The 17,777-nt window shown below is 47.2% G+C and carries 12 protein-coding genes; 6 read left to right on the top strand and 6 right to left on the bottom strand.

Annotated elements, in window-relative coordinates; all coding sequences use genetic code 11:
• The first annotated feature begins 145 nt into the window (after positions 1–145).
• Both era and OSCIL6407_RS0100285 read left to right on the top strand, forming a co-directional pair.
• The gene (gene era / locus OSCIL6407_RS0100280; protein ID WP_148288828.1) at positions 146–1,060 is read left to right on the top strand and encodes a GTPase Era; all 915 of its coding nucleotides are present in this window, start codon (positions 146–148) and stop codon (positions 1,058–1,060) included.
• A 197-nt stretch (positions 1,061–1,257) separates the two neighbouring features.
• Positions 1,258–2,046 carry an ABC transporter ATP-binding protein gene (locus OSCIL6407_RS0100285; RefSeq protein ID WP_007352911.1) on the top strand — a complete coding sequence of 263 codons (789 nt, stop codon included), beginning with the start codon at positions 1,258–1,260 and terminating at the stop codon, positions 2,044–2,046.
• Positions 2,047–2,231: 185 nt separating this feature from the next.
• Here the strand turns inward: OSCIL6407_RS0100285 and OSCIL6407_RS0100290 are convergent, their stop codons facing one another.
• On the bottom strand, positions 2,232–2,981 hold the full coding sequence (locus tag OSCIL6407_RS0100290) for a response regulator transcription factor (protein WP_007352910.1): 750 nt from the start codon (positions 2,979–2,981) through the stop codon (positions 2,232–2,234).
• Positions 2,982–3,577: 596 nt separating this feature from the next.
• Between OSCIL6407_RS0100290 and OSCIL6407_RS0100295 the strand changes: the two genes are divergently transcribed.
• Complete coding sequence (locus OSCIL6407_RS0100295) at positions 3,578–3,826, top strand: DUF6761 family protein (protein WP_007352908.1); 249 nt, start codon at positions 3,578–3,580, stop codon at positions 3,824–3,826.
• A 189-nt stretch (positions 3,827–4,015) separates the two neighbouring features.
• Here OSCIL6407_RS0100295 and grxD read toward each other — a convergent pair whose 3' ends face one another.
• The 3 genes from grxD to OSCIL6407_RS0100310 all read right to left on the bottom strand — a co-directional run bounded on the left by grxD (position 4,016) and on the right by OSCIL6407_RS0100310 (position 5,351).
• Positions 4,016–4,339: a Grx4 family monothiol glutaredoxin gene (gene grxD, locus OSCIL6407_RS0100300; RefSeq protein WP_007352907.1), complete on the bottom strand. Its 324-nt coding sequence runs from the start codon at positions 4,337–4,339 to the stop codon at positions 4,016–4,018.
• Between the two features lie 96 nt (positions 4,340–4,435).
• Positions 4,436–4,687, bottom strand: a complete 252-nt coding sequence (locus OSCIL6407_RS0100305; protein WP_007352906.1) for a BolA family protein — start codon at positions 4,685–4,687, stop codon at positions 4,436–4,438.
• A 43-nt stretch (positions 4,688–4,730) separates the two neighbouring features.
• On the bottom strand, positions 4,731–5,351 hold the full coding sequence (locus OSCIL6407_RS0100310) for a hypothetical protein (protein ID WP_007352905.1): 621 nt from the start codon (positions 5,349–5,351) through the stop codon (positions 4,731–4,733).
• 186 nt (positions 5,352–5,537) lie between these two features.
• Between OSCIL6407_RS0100310 and OSCIL6407_RS0100315 the strand changes: the two genes are divergently transcribed.
• A complete protein-coding gene (locus tag OSCIL6407_RS0100315; protein ID WP_007352904.1) occupies positions 5,538–7,853 on the top strand; it encodes a S8 family serine peptidase in 2,316 nt (771 codons plus the stop codon).
• Positions 7,854–8,403: 550 nt separating this feature from the next.
• Here OSCIL6407_RS0100315 and OSCIL6407_RS36820 read toward each other — a convergent pair.
• Positions 8,404–10,581: an ArnT family glycosyltransferase gene (locus OSCIL6407_RS36820; RefSeq protein WP_019486792.1), complete on the bottom strand. Its 2,178-nt coding sequence runs from the start codon at positions 10,579–10,581 to the stop codon at positions 8,404–8,406.
• Between the two features lie 388 nt (positions 10,582–10,969).
• The gene (locus OSCIL6407_RS0100325; RefSeq protein WP_026103604.1) at positions 10,970–11,539 is read right to left on the bottom strand and encodes a hypothetical protein; all 570 of its coding nucleotides are present in this window, start codon (positions 11,537–11,539) and stop codon (positions 10,970–10,972) included.
• 74 nt (positions 11,540–11,613) lie between these two features.
• On the opposite strand from OSCIL6407_RS0100325, the gene OSCIL6407_RS0100330 reads away from it, so the two are divergent.
• Both OSCIL6407_RS0100330 and OSCIL6407_RS37595 read left to right on the top strand, forming a co-directional pair.
• Positions 11,614–11,946: a DUF565 domain-containing protein gene (locus OSCIL6407_RS0100330; RefSeq protein ID WP_007357149.1), complete on the top strand. Its 333-nt coding sequence runs from the start codon at positions 11,614–11,616 to the stop codon at positions 11,944–11,946.
• A gap of 543 nt (positions 11,947–12,489) precedes the next feature.
• Positions 12,490–17,724, top strand: coding sequence for an SdrD B-like domain-containing protein (locus OSCIL6407_RS37595; protein ID WP_007357148.1), 5,235 nt, complete (start codon positions 12,490–12,492; stop codon positions 17,722–17,724).
• Positions 17,725–17,777 lie beyond the last annotated feature (53 nt).

Genomic DNA, 17,777 nt, shown 5'->3' on the forward strand with positions numbered 1-17,777 from the left:
AGAGCCTGTGATTCTAGCTTGGCAAACAAGACACAATGCTTGTAAATTACCACTCTTGGCCTTCTCAAGCGACAATAGAGAGAACCGGCTTGGAAATTTGGTGATTGTAGTGGAAGACAGCACAGGCATAGACTTGTTAAGTACAATGATTCCCGCCGCTCCTGCGGGCTACAAATCAGGCTTTGCAGGCATTATCGGACGGCCTAACGTTGGTAAATCGACTTTGATGAATCAACTGGTGGGGCAGAAAATAGCCATTACCTCTCCAGTGGCTCAGACAACTCGCAACCGACTGCGGGGAATTCTGACAACGGAAGAAGCACAGATTATTTTTGTAGATACCCCTGGAATCCACAAGCCACACCACCAACTAGGTAAGGTATTGGTTCACAATGCTCAACTAGCCATTCACTCCGTTGATGTGCTGCTGTTTGTGGTAGATGCTTCTGTACCCGCTGGCGGTGGCGATCGCTATATCGTCGATCTCCTAGTCAATACCCAAACCCCAGTTATTCTCGGCCTGAATAAATCCGACCAACAACCCTCAGAGTCCCAAGCACAGCTTGATAATACCTACACTCAGCTAATTGAAGCCAAACAGTGGCCGATAGTCAAATTTTCTGCCCTCACCGGCGAGGGAGTGGAAGCACTGCAACAAATATTAATCGAACACTTAGAACCGGGCCCCTATTACTATCCCCCCGATTTGGTTACTGACCAACCCGAACGCTTCATCATGGGGGAACTAATCCGAGAGCAAATTTTACTGCTAACCCGTGAAGAAATACCCCACTCAGTAGCGATCGCGATCGACATCGTAGAAGAAGCACCCACCATTACCCGCGTACTCGCCACCATCAACGTCGAACGCGATTCCCAAAAAGGTATTGTTATTGGTAAAGGCGGCAGTATGCTTAAAGAAATTGGCAGTGCAGCACGGCAGCAAATTCAAAAGTTAATTGACGGCAAAGTACATCTAGAACTATTTGTCAAAGTGCAACCCAAATGGCGACAGTCCCGCACCCGATTGGCAGAATTAGGCTATCGGGTAGAAGAATAATATTGGTAATTGGTAATGGCTAATCGCTAATGGCTAATTGCTAATGGCTAATCCCTCCTACTTACCTTCCCTATCTTCCCTATCTTCCCCATCTTCCCCATCTCCCCCATCTCCCCCATCTCCCCTGCTCCCCTGCTCCCCTGCTCCCCATCTCCCCCTCTTCCCCTAGCCCCTAGCCCCTAGCCCCTTCTTTTATAATGGGTAATCTTTCAGAAATTTCTAGTTCGCAGCTAATTGAGGAAGGTATTCCTCAATTACGAGTCAAAAAGGTTAGTGTAAGTACCCCTTTAGCTTCCAAGTATTTATTGGAAGATATTTCATTTAACGTAGCAAGAGGCGATCGCGTCACAATTGTTGGCCCTTCTGGTGCTGGTAAATCTACCCTCTTACGACTACTAAATCGACTGAGTGAACCTGCAACAGGTGCAATTTATCTAGAAAATCGAGAATATAAACAAATTCCGGCGATCGCGTTGCGACAAACTGTCACCCTAGTGCTGCAAGAATCAAAGCTTTTAGGGATGTCAGTACGAGAGGCTTTAGCTTATCCCTTGAAATTGCGGGGACTAGAGGCTTCAGAAATCCTCAAGCGGCAAAACTTAGCGATCGAAATGCTGCACATTCCGCAACAATGGCTAGAGCGGACGGAGTTACAGTTGTCTGCGGGACAGAGGCAATTAGTAGCGATCGCGCGTGCTGTAGCTATCCAACCCCAAATTTTACTCCTAGACGAACCCACAAGCGCCCTAGACGCTGGCAGATCCCACCAAGTTTTACAAGTATTAGCACAGCTAGCGACTAGCGATCGCATGACTATACTGATGGTGAATCACCAACTAGAATTAGCAGAGCAATTTTCTACACGAGTTCTACACTTGCAAAGCGGAAGACTGATTGAAGATGCGATCGCAAGTCAAATAAATTGGGTAAATTTACGGCAAAGTTTAATCGAAGCCGAAATACAAGAATCACAAGAATGGGCTTAGATTGACCCACCGATTGAAATCGCGTCCACATACACAAAACCGCCTAAGCAGGTTAAAAAACTCCACAGTCCGCGCAGGCGGACTTCCTTTGTGTAGCAGCGATTTCAATCGCCCATTAGATTAATAGATTTTAATTACCAATTACCAATTACCCATTACCAATTACCAATTCTCGCAACCATAAATTAAGTTGCAGTTGAAACTCCCGCAGGCCGAGTTTGTTTTGCAGGCATATACAATTCATTCCCATTTAGAATATCCAGATTCAGACGATAGCCAACATTGCGAACAGTTTGCAGCACACTAGGCTGTCGGGGATCGAGCTCAATCTTTTTACGCAGAGACAGCACATGAGTATCAATAGTTCGTGGATTATCAATAGAATCTGGCCAAGCTCTCCGTAACAAATCCGATCGCGACAGCGGTACTCCTCCAGCTTGAGCTAGCACATAGAGCAAGCTAAATTCTTGAGGAGTGAGATCGATATGTTCCCCCTGCAACCGAACCCGGCGCTGTACCAAGTCAATTTTGAGTTCCCCACAATCCAAAGTAGCAGGAGGGATCGTATTGCGGTTGCGCCGCATCAGAGCCTCCACCCTAGCCATAAACTCTTGCATCCCAAAGGGTTTTGTTAAATAATCATCAGCTCCCGATCGCAAACCTTCTACAATATCAGCTTCGGCATTGCGAGCAGAGAGCATCAAAATTAGCGACTGCTGCTGTTGCTGGAGCCATCGGCAAAATTCTAACCCGTCTCCATCGGGCAGTTCTGCGTCAAGAATGACTAGGGAAGGCTGGCGAGTATAAAATATTTCCCTAGCATGATGGATGTCGGCTGATTGGTGTACCCAAAACCCGACCTGCTGTAGGTGCCAGCCTAAGAGCGATCGGAGGTGCGGATTTCCTTCAATAATCGAAATACAAGCAGATCCCACAGAGGCTCGTTTCCCATATCACTAATTGTTACCAGATTATCAGAGCTTTTGTCATGGTTTTGTAACCGTCGCTACGCAAGCGTTAGCTTCATTTAAAGCCCAGAAAAAGCTCTACACCACAATTTTAAAGATTTGGTCAACTTTTAAGTCTCACTTCTCAGAAAGCTTAGAGCCATCTCCGGGTTGTCATAGAATGAAAGTAGTAGTCTCCCCACAGCCCAACCCCCCATGCCAAAACTCTTTATTAAAATTCACAGTCCCACTCATCAGCCTTGTTGTTGGGAGTTGACAAATCACTCAGCTCAAATTAGACTTCCACAAACTCTCAGCTCAATTGCAGGATCTTTTATCCAGTTTGAGCGCAAAATTTACCAAAATCCTGACTTGATGAGGCGCATACGGAACCATCTAGGTGTAAGTGGGGTATTAGGAAGGGACACAAATCGGTAAAGTTCCCCTCCAAGGTAGCTTTTCCCCCAAAGTCGGAATTAACAGGCAAAAATGGCTCCTTTCGAGCCAACTCAGCTAAAAAGAAACCTGTTTGTCAACCCGCCAGTCATGTAGATATAAACCCTAAACGATTTCAACTTCACACCATGCTTCAAGATACTCACACCATCCGCCACTACCAAAAACTCACCGATGCCCTAGTCGAAATGTGGAATAGAGGCTATCGCTTCGATGACTTGCGGCTGTACTTAGACGGTTATTTAGCTGCTTTAAGACATACAAATGCGATCGAACCTTATCTAATCCATAGGTTAGAGGAGGAAGCTACTCGCTATATCTACGACCCCTCGAATTTTGAAATGCCGCTGACGCAACCCGAATCTGGATACTATTAGCTGCTTTGTAGCTTTGTAGTAGGTGAGATAGTCTATTTAATAGATTCAATTTTAACCAAAAATTGCTACTGGCTATGGGTTTTATTCCCTCGCTAGTAGCAATTTAAACGTTAATAAAAAATCGTGACTAAACTCTAGTCAAGCTACTAATGCTTAACAGTGAAAACAATAAAGTTTTCTTCGTTTTCTTCAGGAAGCCAAAGCCACTTCTACCATTTCCTGCAATTCACCCTTCTGATAGAGCTCGATCATAATATCTGAGCCACCAACAAACTCGCCGTTGATATAAACTTGAGGAATCGTCGGCCAGTTAGAATACTCCTTAACTCCCTGACGAATTTCGGGGTCTGCTAAAACATCAACTGTCTCAAAAGGGACTCCCAAGGTATTAAGAATTTGCACCACATTGTTAGAGAAACCACACTGGGGCATTAACTTATTTCCCTTCATAAAAACCAAGACTTTATTTTGCTTTACCAAGCTTTCAATTTTGTCGTGTGCTGCCGTACTCATGGTTGTGCCTCAACTTGTTTTGTTGTGTTATTTTCAGTCTGAAAAAATCTAGATAGTCAGTTAACTGTTAACTGTTAACTGTTAACTGTTAACAACTTAACTTTCCGCTGCCCATTCTGTGGGAGTGTAGGTTTTCAACCCTAGAGCATGAATGGCTTCACTCGCCATTGCTTCTTTGAGGGTACTATAAACCAATTGGTGCTGTTTGACTCGGCTTTTTCCTTCAAACTCTGAAGAAACTACGATCGCCTGATAGTGATCGCCACCGCCCGTCAAATCGTCTATTTGTACTTTAGCGTCAGGCAATCCAGCCTGGATCATCGCCACTACTTGAGATGGGTTAACCATTGTCGATATCTGATAGAGTGCTGCAATTTAGATTTTAATTGAATTATTTGGTTGACGAACTCGGCTGAGCGTCACGGGCGGGCCGGGGATAGGGTACATCCACAAACCCCAGTTCTAATAACTGCTGGTAAGCTTTTTTTCCCAAGTCGCGAGTAGGCTGCTGAGAGCGGATAATCTGAATTAGCAGGGGAACTGCCAGTTCCGGCTTATTTTGGGCCCGGTGTACCAACGCTAGCCTATAGGTGGCTTCGTCCCGCATCTGGGCTGTTTCTAGCGCCTTTGTGCGGTTGGTGTCGGCCAGACGGTTGTCAATCCCGGAAAAAGCTGTTGCCAGTTGTTGGTAAAAATTAGACAACTGATTGAAAACTTGACGGGACTCTTGGAGTTTTTGGGCTGCTAGAACATAATTCTGATCGGAAATGGCAGTGCTGGCCTCAGACATTAAACGCTGTCCTCCTGGTATACTCAGAAGGCTGTCTGGCCCCGCAGGGCGGAGATTGTTCGGATCGGTCGGATCGAGAGGATCGGCCGCGTCTCGGTTCTCTGGCAGAGGAGATTGCTGTGCCTGGACGCGGAGAGGTTGCAGCAAGGTTAAGGCTGCCACTACCGCAAGAGTAATCCGGGCGGTGGAGCGTAGGAGGCAAACAGTTCCAGAGTGTACCATGAAGTAACTTTGCCCGTTGGCGGCAATAAAAAATTTAAGTGTCTGGCGATCTTACCACTATTTGCGATCTAAATCTGGTAGAATTACGCAAAATTTATGTTTTTAATCAGAGTGTACCGAAAAGATAGTCTGAACGTAGGAACTATAAACTAAAGACTTAAAGTAAAGCAAACAGGTTTATTTCCGATGACATCGCCAGTTAACCCGTCCCCCGCAGTTTTACAAGAGTACCAAGGCACTGGAGTCCCAGAAGAAAGTGTGGGATTCATTTTGCAGCGGGGGGGTGAAGAATTAGCCCTCACCAAGGCAAGCGATCGCTTTACGGTGCGTATGTCCCCCCAAGCAACAACTGTTCAAAATTGGGCATCCCAAATCCCAGGAAAGCTGCAAGGAACTGTACCGCAAAGTGACTTAGAAGAATTTACGATCGATCCAGCCGAGCGGGACGCAGCTATGCAGACGGTTCGCTCGTTAGATACAGTAGTTTTTGCTAGCCATGTCTACCACCCCATAGATAATCCGGCTACGTTATTCTACTTGACAGACCAAATCACGGTTCAATTTGCCGAGGGAGTGGAGCTCGCAGCCCGCGAGGCGATCGCATCTTTTGTCGGATTGCAAATAGTCCGCCCCATACCCGGCGTACCCAATGCCTTCGTCTGCCAAGTTACCAAAGAATCTACAGAAAATCCCCTTAAAATCGCTAACCGCCTGACGCGATACCGAGAAGTTTTAGTAGCTGAACCGAATATCGCCGTACAAGCTCAGCAGCACTACATTCCGCGCGACACGCTTTATAGCAAGCAATGGTATCTCAATAATAAAGGTGGCAGTCAACTGGGTACTGGTTCCCACATCTCTGCTGAGCAAGCTTGGGACATAACTCGCGGTACTCGTTCTGTAATTATTGCGATCGCAGACGACTCCGTTGACACCAACCACCCTGACTTTAAAGGTTCAGGCAAAATAGTCGCCCCTTTAGACTTAAAAGATAACGACTTTTCGCCCCTGCCAGTAGCAGAGTCAGACAATCACGGCACATCTTGCGCTGGTGTCGCAGTCGCAGAAGAAAATGGCATCGGTATAGTCGGTGTCGCCCCCGGCTGCGCCCTGATGCCCATCCGCACTACAGGCTACCTAGACGACGATTCCATCGAACAGATATTTAACTGGGCCATTAACAAAGGAGCCTCAGTCATTTCTTGCAGTTGGGGGCCTAGTGCCGTTTACTTCCCCCTATCCCTCCGACAGAGTGCAGCCATTTCCAGAGCCGCTACCCAAGGACGCAATGGCAAAGGCTGCGTAATCGTCTTTGCTGCGGGTAATGCCAACCGTCCTGTCAACGGCACAATTAATGAGGCTGGCTGGCCGAAAAACATACTCAGCGGTCAAACTAAATGGCTGGGAGGCTTCACCGTCCACCCAGATGTAATCACCGTTTCCGCGAGCACTTCCCTGGGTAAAAAAGCCGCTTACAGCAATTGGGGTAGCGGTATCTCTGTCTGCGCTCCCAGCAATAACGCCCCGCCGGGAATTTGGCTACAAGAAACTGGATTTGTGAGTACGCCTCCAGAGGTGACTACCGCACTACCTGGTTTAGGGGTATTCACTGCTGACCGAGTAGGGGGAGTTGGCTACGATCGAGGAGACTATACTGCTTATTTTGGTGGTACTTCTAGTGCTACTCCAGTAGTCGCGGGAGTTGCAGCTTTGGTGCTCTCGGCAAATCCTAACTTGACTGCACAGGAAGTACGGACGATTCTCCAGCAAACGACGGATAAGATTGTGGATACTGACCCTGACCCCCAGTTTGGGACGCGGCTGGGTACTTACAATACTTATGGTCGCTGTGACTGGTTTGGGTACGGCAAGGTGAATGCTTTTAAGGCGGTGCAGGCGGCGGTGAAAATGGGCGGAGGTTCCCCTGTAACAAAATTAGCCGATATTAATGGGCATTGGGCACAGGCTTTTATTCAAGGGCTGATCGATGCCAATATGATTAGTGGGTTTCCTGACGGCACGTTTAAGCCGAATGACCTTTTAACTCGCGCTCAATATGCGGCGTTGTTAGCTAAGGCTTTTGATTTAATTCCGAGAGTAGCTGCTACGAATTTTATCGATGTTTCTGCTACTTTTTGGGCTAGGTCGGCGATTTTAAAGGCAAATCAGGCGGGGTTTTTGGCTGGGTTTCCGGGGTTGAAGTTTCGGCCGGATCAGAATTTAACTCGCGTTGAGGCGATTGTCTCTTTGGTGAATGGTTTACAACTGACTGGTGGTAATCTAAATTCTTTAAATGTGTATAGCGATCGCACACAAATCCCCTATTACGCCGATGGGCCGGTCGCAACGGCAACTGACAAGAAGATGGTGGTTAATTATCCTGTTCGCCTTCGGCTCTCACCAATCCAATCTATTACCCGCGCTGAGATTTCAGCTCTAATTTACCAGACTTTGGTAGCCACAAATCGGGCTAAGCCAATTAATTCTCAATATATTGTCTAGGAATGGGTAATTGGTAATTGGTAATTGGTAATTGGTAATTGGTAATTGGGATACACAGATTTTACAGATTCCTATGATTTCACAGACTAAACGATCGTACTTCTAACTAATCCCTCTTTTGTCACTTCGAGCAGAGAAAAAGGCTTTCGCCTTGCGATCGCTGGATTTTAGCTATTGTCAATAATTTAGGGTTCGCAAGGCGAAAGCCTTACAAACCAGTAGTTCCAGAAAATTATCTCCCCAAAGTGACAAAAGAGGGATAATCCGTGTAATTCGTGTAATCGGTAAAATCCGCATTCATAATTGGTAATAGCTAATGGCTAATGCAGGACTTACGCACCCAACCTCATAAACCGGGTTTTTTGACGAAAATACTTTGCCCCGACGCACATACGATCGCAAAAACCTGGTTTCTGGGACGACCTGCCTATAGATATTATGGAGCTATACGAAAGCCTATATAGCGAAGTTTACTCAAAAGAAGCTTACTCAAAAGTACAAAAGTAATTTTTTTTAGAAAGGTGAATTGATGATGAGGGCTCTCACCCCATCAGAAAATTTGTTTGGGAACTCTGGCGAGTTGGTAGGCTCCTTTAGCGTCTAAAATTTGGTATTGATTCGGTTGCAGTCCCATTTGAGTAAACTTTTCCGGGTATCCCAAAATGAGCACAGACGGCGGAGACTGGTTCTGAGATTTTTGGATGTACTCTATTCCAGCTCTTGTCAGCCGATAATAAGTAACAGAATCTTGGGTATAAAATACAAGACTGGGTTTAGGAAAACCAATCATAATTAACTCTTCCGCCGGGAGTTTTTCTTGAACAGCGGTATGTGCTAATTGTCGTAGAGGTAGCTGTCGTTGCTCATCGAGTAGATTGTAGACGGGAGCGATCGTAAAGATCAGAAATGCAGCTAATCCAACCAAGTTAACAGTAAAAATCCCCTCCTCTTGCCGCCGCCAAAGAAGAATTGCCGCCACCACAGCAGCAATCGCCCAAATTGCTCCTCCCACGATCGCTAAACCAGATTTTTGAAATGCTTGCGAAAAATTCGGCATTGCTGGATCGTTTCCCAACCAGTTGAAGCTGTATAAAATCGCCCCAGCTAAAACCAGCAAAAATACTATATTAAAAATGAATGAAAGAAAGAGGGAAAGAGGCAGAGCATCTTGCTTTCTTCCTACTTTTTTCGGTCTTCTTCCTTGCTTTGCTAAAAGCTCGCGATCGCTACCTACCGATAGCTCCTCGTTTAAAGCTTGTACGTTACCTAATTCCAGCGTTCTTCCTTCTTCCTTACCCCTTGCTTTCTCTTCGATGATGTCGCTCCACAATAATGCTACTAATATTGCTGCGGCTGGCATTAAAGGCAATACATAACTAGGAAGTTTAGTTACAGCAACGGTGAAGAAACCAAAGATACAGGCAAACCAACAGAAGACGAATAAACCTAATTGAGCTTTGCGAGGTTGGCGACACCAATAGCTACGCTGCCAAAATCGCAGACGTGCGATCGCGCAGGGCAAATAAATAGACCAAGGAGCAAAACCAACTAGCACCACCAAAAAGTAAAAATACCAGGGAGCCCCGTGACGGTTGACTACCTGCGTAAAGCGCTGAAAATTGTGATAACCAAAAAAGGAATCAATGTAAGCTTCGCCATTGGCTAAGGTAACGAGAATAAACCAAGGTAAAGAAATGGCGAGAATAATTAATATGCCACGTAGAAGGCACATTTCCTGCCAAATTTCTCGAACATTACCGAGGTAGAGTGTAAAGCTGCCAATAATGATTACTGGCAAGACGATCCCGACTGGGCCTTTGCTGAGAATTGCCAATGCTATCAAGATATAAAAAGCTAAATACCAAGGGGAGAGTTTCGATTGAGTTTTAAGAGATTGCTTTGTTCTGGGCAAGACTTCCCCGAAATTGCTTGTTTCCTCCCAATTCTGCACGATTTCGAGCTGTGCTTGTTCTTCCTGCTGCTTCTTTTCTTCTTCCTTTACGTATCCCAGAAAAAACGCGAACAGAGCACAACCCATACAGCCTGTCAGCAGCATATCTGACACGCCAATCCTTCCCCAAGCGATCGTTTCTGGATTTAAGGCGATGAGAGCAGAACCAATGCCAGCGGTTAAGAGGGAGCTCTTGAGCAAGGGGGCAGGGGAGCGGGGGGGCAGGGGGGCGGGAGATGGGGGAGATGGGGAGGATGGGGAGGATGGGGAGGATGGAGAAGGTAGGGAAGATTTAACTTCCTCATCTCCTCCATCTCCCCCATCTCCCTCGCTCCCCCGCTCCCCCGCTCCCCTGCTCCCCATCTCCCCCGCTCCCCATCTCCCCATCTCCCCATCTCTCTTGCAATAGTAAAGGGTATAAAATCCAAGACAGGTAAGGGCGATCGCGGCGACTGCGGAGGGAAGGCGCACCGCAAGAATGTTAACGCCGATGGTATGATAGGCGATCGCCATCAACCAGTAAATTAAAGGTGGCTTGTCAAAGCGCGTTTGACCATTGAAATAGGGGGTAATCCAGTCTCCTGTCACTGTCATCTGGCGGGCGGCTTCAGCAAATAACGGTTCTGTCTCATCAACTAAGCCGCCATGTCCCAAATTCCATAAGAATGCTACCCAGCTAAGGGCGCACAGCCACAAAAGCGACATTGCCAAAGCTAGGGAGGGGCGCTTTACTTTATATTTCAACAAATCTGCGATCTCGCTAATCCTAAATTTCATCCAGCTTTAAATAGTCTGTGAGTTGTTGCTTTGTTAGTCGGAATCTCCAGAGATTAATTTAGCTGGAAAGTTGACTCCTGGATCATATTAAAGCAAGGCTGATAGCCGAAGAAGGTCGCGATGCTTTAGGCTAAGGAAAATGCTATCTTCAGCTAGACCTTGAGTAGTTAAGAACGTCATTAATCATCTTGGCGGTTTCTATAACAGGACTTACGCACCCAATCAAAGAAACCGGATTTCGACGGAGCTCGACCAGCAGTTTTTTGACGAAAATATAGCAACTGCCACAACGTTTAGGACATTCTCAATCCCCCAAACCCTTTCTGTGATTGCATTTTCCTCCTGCCTCATGCCTCATGCCTCATGCCTCATGCCTCCTGCCTTCTGCTCAAGGTTGCAGTATCAATTGCCATTCAGTGGCTCGGTTATTCCACACCGGTACGGCTGTTTCGCCGACGACATAGGGCCCCCAATAGAGGCGAGAGCCATCTTGAGCAAAGACCACTAATATATCTTCGGGTTTTAGTTGCAACTTACCTTCTGGAAGGGATAAAAGCAAGCCCTTACCCCCACCTTCCCCCGGTGCAAAATCCCAGTGAGCGGGTTTAGCAGAGGACTTTTGAGTAGATTTCCGCAACAGCAAAGCTACGCGAACTGGATGCTCGGTACGGTTGCTCACTCGTAGAGACCCAATAGCTTTAGGATTTGAGGCTGATTCTTTGGTATTTGCTGCTAATTTTTCCTTCTCTGGTTCTGTCGATACTGGCGATGCGATCGCAGGTGGTAGAGGCGTTACGCTCAAGGGTGAGGGTACTGAAGGCAGTATTGTCGCTGAGTTGGGGGACTCTGGCGGGTTCGTGGAACGGCTCCAGAGACTAAAATTAATCCGTCCCAACCACACCCCTGTAGATGCAACGAATAGGGCAACTATAATAGCTGGGTAGATTTTAAGTTTCATAATCTTTACAATTAATTGAATTGGTAGACCCCACATCTTTAAGTGAGTTATAACTATCTTTAAATTAGGCTAATATGCAGAATACTCGTCTCAACAGGCTTATTGATGTTCTCAGCGAACAGCTAGGGGACTGGTTGCAAAATCCTTGGCGGCGGATCTCGCTGCTGATAATTAGTTTATTATTTGGCTCATTTTTGGGTGGTGCTATCTCTACGATCGCGGGACAAGCTGCTGAGTGGGACATTTTTGCGGCTGGGTTGTTAGTTGCGTTGACAGAATTTATTAACTGGATAGTTTACCGGGGTACTCGGCTAGTTGGTCGTTCTTTGCGGATAGATATTTTAAATTGTCTGAAAATTGGTTTAATTTACAGCCTGTTTGTGGAAGCTTTTAAGCTCGGTTCTTAGGAGTGAGTAGAAGCACATAATTAAACATAAAATCAAGTGGGTTTTTAATTGACAAAAGCAGGTGATTGTGATATTATATTGTATTTGTTTTATGTTTTGGTTAAAAATTATTACTAGCGATGTTATTAAAAACATCTTAACGGGGTATTGTAATCCTTAACAAAGTATGGCTCCAGCAACCAAGACTCAAATAGTTGGGAAACGAGTAGCTTTTTCTAAGTAGTCGCCAAAGCAGTCAGTTCTATATTTTTTGTAAAATCAGGAACTATAGCATCCTTTGACGCTTCTACACAATCCAATAAAGCTATCAGGGCGGAATCTACAAAAATAATTAATTTTTGCCAATTCCCCTCTTAGATTTTTTTGAGGCAATACTTGCGATTGACAGTGGGTATGCAGTAATTTACAGGCAAGAAGCCTGTACCGCAAACAAACCAATTGTGGTGAGGCAGCCATTGTTGTTTGCGAAGCCAGCGATTGGCATCGCAAAGTTGCCTTTATTTGTTTTATCAATCTTAGGTGGATTTACCGGGGAATTTAATTATGGTACGTGAGGAAGAACGGAAGCAAATCCTATTTGCAGACTCAAGAGTTGAAGATTACCAAAATCTGACGGGAAGCGCAGATCGCCATACAGAAGTCATTATCCTCGACTCCAAGCGCGATGGTGTTGAGCAAATAGCACAAGCACTCAAAGAGAGGACAGACGTTGCTACCGTCCATGTATTGTCTCACGGTGCAGCAGGGAGTTTGCAATTGGGTGCAAGCGAACTGTCACTGAGCAATATTGAAAGCTATCGGAATTATTTAGAACAGTGGTTTGCGTTGCCGACAGTGGGATATTCTCACCATCCAGAAATTTTACTTTACGGCTGTAACGTAGCAGCAGGTGCAGAGGGCCTGGAATTTGTGCAAAGGCTGAGTCGCTTAACAGGGGCCCAAGTTGCAGCTTCCGACGATCTTACCGGGTGTGAGGCTTTGGGTGGAGATTGGGAATTGGAAGTAAAGACGGGGGATATTGAGACTCCTGTAGCGTTTTCCCAAGTGGCCAGAGAGGCCTATAGCGGCGTATTAGCTGATTTGAACCAAACGGCAGGCGACTTTAACGCATTAGTAAATGCGATTAATGTTGCAAACGTCAACAGTGGCATTGACACAATTACCCTCACAGGAAATATCGCCCTCACAGGGTTCCTACCCAAAATTAACGACATCACCACTATTGTTGGCGGCGGTTTTACGGTCAGTGGTGCTTCTAATTTCCGAGCCTTCGTAGTTGATAACACAACCTTCAACATCTCCAACCTCACCATTGATTCTGCAAAAGCAGTAGGCAATGCAGGAACCACTGGTGGTGGAGGTGCTGCTGGCTTAGGTGGCGCACTTTTTATCAATAGCGGTACTGTCACCGTTGACAGAGTTACTTTTTCTAACAACTCTGCCACTGGTGGTGCAGGTTCGGCTGGGAACGGTGGCGCTGGTGGAAATGCCGACTTGGGGACTGTATTTGGCGGCACAGCAGGCGCTAATGGCGGAACTGGTCTTACAGGCTTAGATAGTATTGGTGCCGCTGGCGGCCCTGGCGGTACTGGTGGCGCTGGAGGTTCTGGGAATGCTGGTGGTACTGGCGGTACTGGTGGGATTGGTGGTGCTGGCAATACTGCTGGTGGCACAAATGGTGGTGTTGGTGGTATTGGTGGTGCTGGCGGTGCTGGTAGCGTTATCGGTAGTGGCGGTGGCGGTGGTGGTACCGGTGGCGGTGGTGGAGTAGCCGGTAGTGGCACTCAAGGTGCTGGTGGTGCTGGCGGTGCCGGTGGTGCAGCCCAATTTGGAGGTGGCGGTGGTGCTGGCGGTGTTGGTGGTACTGGTGTGACTGCTGGTGCTAATGGTGCTGGAGGCGCTGCTGGTTTTGGCGGCGGTGGTAGTTCGGGCGCTACTCCTGGTGCTGCCGGAACCTTCGGAGGTGCAGGTGTTACTGGTTTTGGCGGCGGCGGTGCAGGTTTAGGCGGGGCAATTTTTGTCGGTGGCGGCACTTTGACCATGACCAACAGCACCTTATATAGCAATACAGTCACGGGCGGCGCTGCTGGTGGTGTTGGTGCTGGTGTAGGTCAGGCTGCTGGCGCTGCAATTTTTGTCAACACTGGTGCGACCGCAACTCTGACTAACAACACCATTGCTGACAATACTGCCACAGCCGGGAATGCTGGAGGAATTTACAATAACGCTGGTACTGTCAATCTCGTAAACACGATCGTTGCTCGCAATACTGCTACTACTAACGCCGATTTGGAAGGTGCATTCACAGGGAATAACAACCTGATTGGAGTTCTTGGTACTAGCACTGGTTTAGCTACTACTCAGGAATTAGCAACTCTGGGCGTTGCTGTGGGAAATGTATTAGCAGCCACTCCTGCACTCAACGGTGTGACTACCGGCCCTTTGACCCTTGCCCTAGTTGATAATAGCCCTGTAACTACCAGTAGCAACCCTGCCATTGGCGGCGGCGACCCGACAATAACAACAGTGGGCGCTACAGCCTTTGACCAACGTGGGACAGGTTTTCCTCGGAAAATTGACAATACTATTGTTGGTAAATCCACTATAGATATTGGTGCTTACGAGTATGGGCCAGTTGTCCAAGGGATAAAATTCAACGATCTCAACGGTGATGGGGCTCAAGCGGCAACAGATCCAGGTTTAGGTGGATGGACTATTACCGCAGGAACTAAGAGTGCTACTACTTCTGCTGTTGCTGCTACTCTGGGTCAATACACTCTCTTCGATACTAAGCCCACTACAACGATCGCAGAAACAGCACAAGCGACTTGGACGCAGACTTTCCCGACCACTGTACCTACTATTGGCACTACCGATCTTTTTGGTGCTACCGCCGTCAACTTCGGTAACTTCCAAGACATGACCATCAGTGGTCTGAAATTTAATGACCTCAACGGTAATGGCACCCAAGATGCAGCAGAAACAACGGGCATACCTGGAGTTACGATTAGTTTAACTAATTCCGTTACTGGGGCTACGATCGGAACCCCAGTAACCACAGGTGCAACAGGTGCTTACACCTTTACAGGCTTGAAACCTCTGACAGGAGGTGCAGCCTACCGCGTCCGCGAAACCGTACCCCCAGGCTACACAAAAACCTCAACAGATCCCGCCGATATCACTCCCCAAAGTGGCGCAACTATCACTAATGCGAATGTTGCCGGTCTCAACTTCGGCAACTTCCAAAATGTCACCATCAGCGGTCAGAAATTTGAGGACAAAGACAACAACGGCATTCAAGATGCAACAGATACCGGACTAGCAGGTTGGGTAATCTATGCCGATGGCAACAATAACAACAGCTTAGATGCAGGGGAAAAATCAGCCACTACTATTGCCGATGGCACTTATACTATCCTTGATGTTGGCCCTGGTACCTACAAAATACGGGAAGTACCGCAAGCAAACTACCGACAAACCTTCCCCAGTCAGACAGGCGTACCTGCTAACGCACTGCCAAATGCCACTACTATTACTCCCACCAGTGGTACAAACATTATCAACACAGCGGCCCTTCCCACCAACATCGGGAACTGGTTGCTACCCAAGATCAAGGGCATCAAATTTAATGACCTCAATAACAACGGCGTTCAGGATGTTAGTGCAGATCCCAATCTAAATGAAGAAGGACTCAGCAATTGGCAAATCTACATCGACAGCAATGATGATGGCTTTTTCCAGTCCACAGAAAAAACTGCCGTCACCGATAGTACCGGCAACTACACCATTGATAACGTATTACCCGGTACTTACAAAGTTCGCGAAGTCCTGCAAAACGGGTGGCAGCAGACACCTACATCTAGTGGTAGCCGTGCCATTGATGTCACCGTTGTCGCCACTGACGTATTGAATGTCAACTTCAGCAACTATCAACCCCGCAGCATCAGCGGCTTAAAGTTCAATGACCTCAACCGTAGTGAATTCCAAGACGCAGGAGAACCGGGAATTGCCAACTGGCGAATTTTCCTTGACACCAATGATAATGGGTTACTAGATGCAGGAGAGGCAAATACCGTTACCGATGCCAATGGTCAATATGTCTTTAATGACCCTGCCTTGGGCGTTTACAAAGTGCGGGAAGTTCCCCAAACTGGCTGGGAACAAACTACTTCCGATCCCCCTGATATTACGATCGCCAGGGGTTCTAACATCCCGAATATTAACTTCGGTAACTTCCAATCCGGCACAATATCGGGCATCAAATTTAATGACCTGAACAATAACGGTACCCTTGATGCAGGAGAACCGGGACTTGCCAACTGGCAAATTTACCTTGATTTAAACAACAATGCGATTCTGGATTCCCCAGAAACAGTTATCCTCACCGATGCTACTGGTAAATACTCATTCTCCAATCTGCCAGTAGGTACTTACACTATCCGAGAAGTTCAACAGACTGGTTGGATACAAACTACTGCCAACCCTCTGACTGCTGAGATCACAGCGGCAGCAAATAGCGTCATAGACAAGAACTTTGGTAACTTCAAATTTGTACCAGGTACAATTCAAGGTCTAAAGTTCAGTGATGCTAATAACAATGGTGTTCGAGATGGTGGCGAAGGCGGTTTGGCCGGAGTTCAAATTCAGTTAACCAATGTCACAACTGGGGTGCTGACTACTGCGAACACAGACAGTAATGGTAACTACCGTTTCACGAACTTAGCACCGGGAAGTTATCGCGTTCGGGAAATCTCGCCATCTGGGTTCAGCCAAAGCACGACGAACCCTGCCGATATCGTCCTTGCTAGTGGTGCTACCGTCAGTGGCATCGACTTTGGCAATTTCCGGCAAACATTTACACCGTCACCATCACCAACGCCTGAACCAACGCCAACGCCTACACCTGCACCGGCACCTGCGCCTGTACCTGCGCCTGCGCCCACACCTGCACCTGGGCCCTCTCCAAGTCCAGCTCCGGTTCCCACCCCAGTACCGACAGATTTAGCTTGTCCTGCTGATTTCGCCAGGATTGCTGCTCCAAATCTGCCTCCTAGTCCTGCTCAAAACAATGTTGTTAACGGTAGTGATGGTGATGAGATTCTTGTGGGTAGTGCAGGCAGTGACACTATTTACGGGTTTAACGGCAACGATGCGATCTTTGGTCAACAGGGTAGCGATTATATCAATGGCAATGTCGGTAACGATACTGTCTACGGGGGAGTCGAAAATGATACTCTCTTCGGGGGTAAGGGTTTTGACTTGATATTTGGCGATCGCGGCAATGATACTATTTACGGCAATCGCGGCAATGACTCCATTTCTGGCGATGAAGGTAATGATGTCTCTTACGGCGGCAAAGGTAACGATGTCGTGTTGGGAGGTCTCGGCGATGACCAGCTACTAGGCGATCAAGGTAATGATACTCTCTGCGGTGGTAGTGATAATGACATCGTATTTGGGGGTAGCGGCGATGACCTCTTGTTTGGTGACATTGGCAATGACTTATTCTTCGGCGGCCTTGGTAGCGATACTCTCCTGGGCGGCGGTGGTAGCGATCGCTTTATCTTAGCCTCTGGCAGCGTCGCTGATACAGTCATCGACTTTGCCCAAGGAACTGATTCTTTGGTGTTGGTTGGTTTGGACTTCAGTCAACTGTCGATTGTACAAACTAATGGTTCAGCAGCAATTAGCATCGCTAATAATGGTGAACTTTTAGCCATCCTCAACGGGGTGCAAGCAAGTCAGCTCTCAGCTAACGATTTCAGCCTCTTTGTTTAGAGCGTTTGGAGGGCGCGGTTATTGCCGCGTCCTTGCTCTTTGGTGTGGGATTT

This window comes from Kamptonema formosum PCC 6407 (assembly GCF_000332155.1).
Classification (GTDB): domain Bacteria; phylum Cyanobacteriota; class Cyanobacteriia; order Cyanobacteriales; family Microcoleaceae; genus Kamptonema; species Kamptonema formosum.

Coding starts and splice junctions, on each gene's coding strand:
- era (WP_148288828.1), top strand. CDS start 146: ATGATTCCCGCCGCTCCTGCGGGCTACAAATCAGGCTTTGCAGGCATT.
- OSCIL6407_RS0100285 (WP_007352911.1), top strand. CDS start 1,258: ATGGGTAATCTTTCAGAAATTTCTAGTTCGCAGCTAATTGAGGAAGGT.
- OSCIL6407_RS0100295 (WP_007352908.1), top strand. CDS start 3,578: ATGCTTCAAGATACTCACACCATCCGCCACTACCAAAAACTCACCGAT.
- grxD (WP_007352907.1), bottom strand. CDS start 4,339: ATGAGTACGGCAGCACACGACAAAATTGAAAGCTTGGTAAAGCAAAAT.
- OSCIL6407_RS0100305 (WP_007352906.1), bottom strand. CDS start 4,687: ATGGTTAACCCATCTCAAGTAGTGGCGATGATCCAGGCTGGATTGCCT.
- OSCIL6407_RS0100310 (WP_007352905.1), bottom strand. CDS start 5,351: ATGGTACACTCTGGAACTGTTTGCCTCCTACGCTCCACCGCCCGGATT.
- OSCIL6407_RS0100315 (WP_007352904.1), top strand. CDS start 5,538: ATGACATCGCCAGTTAACCCGTCCCCCGCAGTTTTACAAGAGTACCAA.
- OSCIL6407_RS36820 (WP_019486792.1), bottom strand. CDS start 10,581: ATGAAATTTAGGATTAGCGAGATCGCAGATTTGTTGAAATATAAAGTA.
- OSCIL6407_RS0100325 (WP_026103604.1), bottom strand. CDS start 11,539: ATGAAACTTAAAATCTACCCAGCTATTATAGTTGCCCTATTCGTTGCA.
- OSCIL6407_RS0100330 (WP_007357149.1), top strand. CDS start 11,614: ATGCAGAATACTCGTCTCAACAGGCTTATTGATGTTCTCAGCGAACAG.
- OSCIL6407_RS37595 (WP_007357148.1), top strand. CDS start 12,490: ATGGTACGTGAGGAAGAACGGAAGCAAATCCTATTTGCAGACTCAAGA.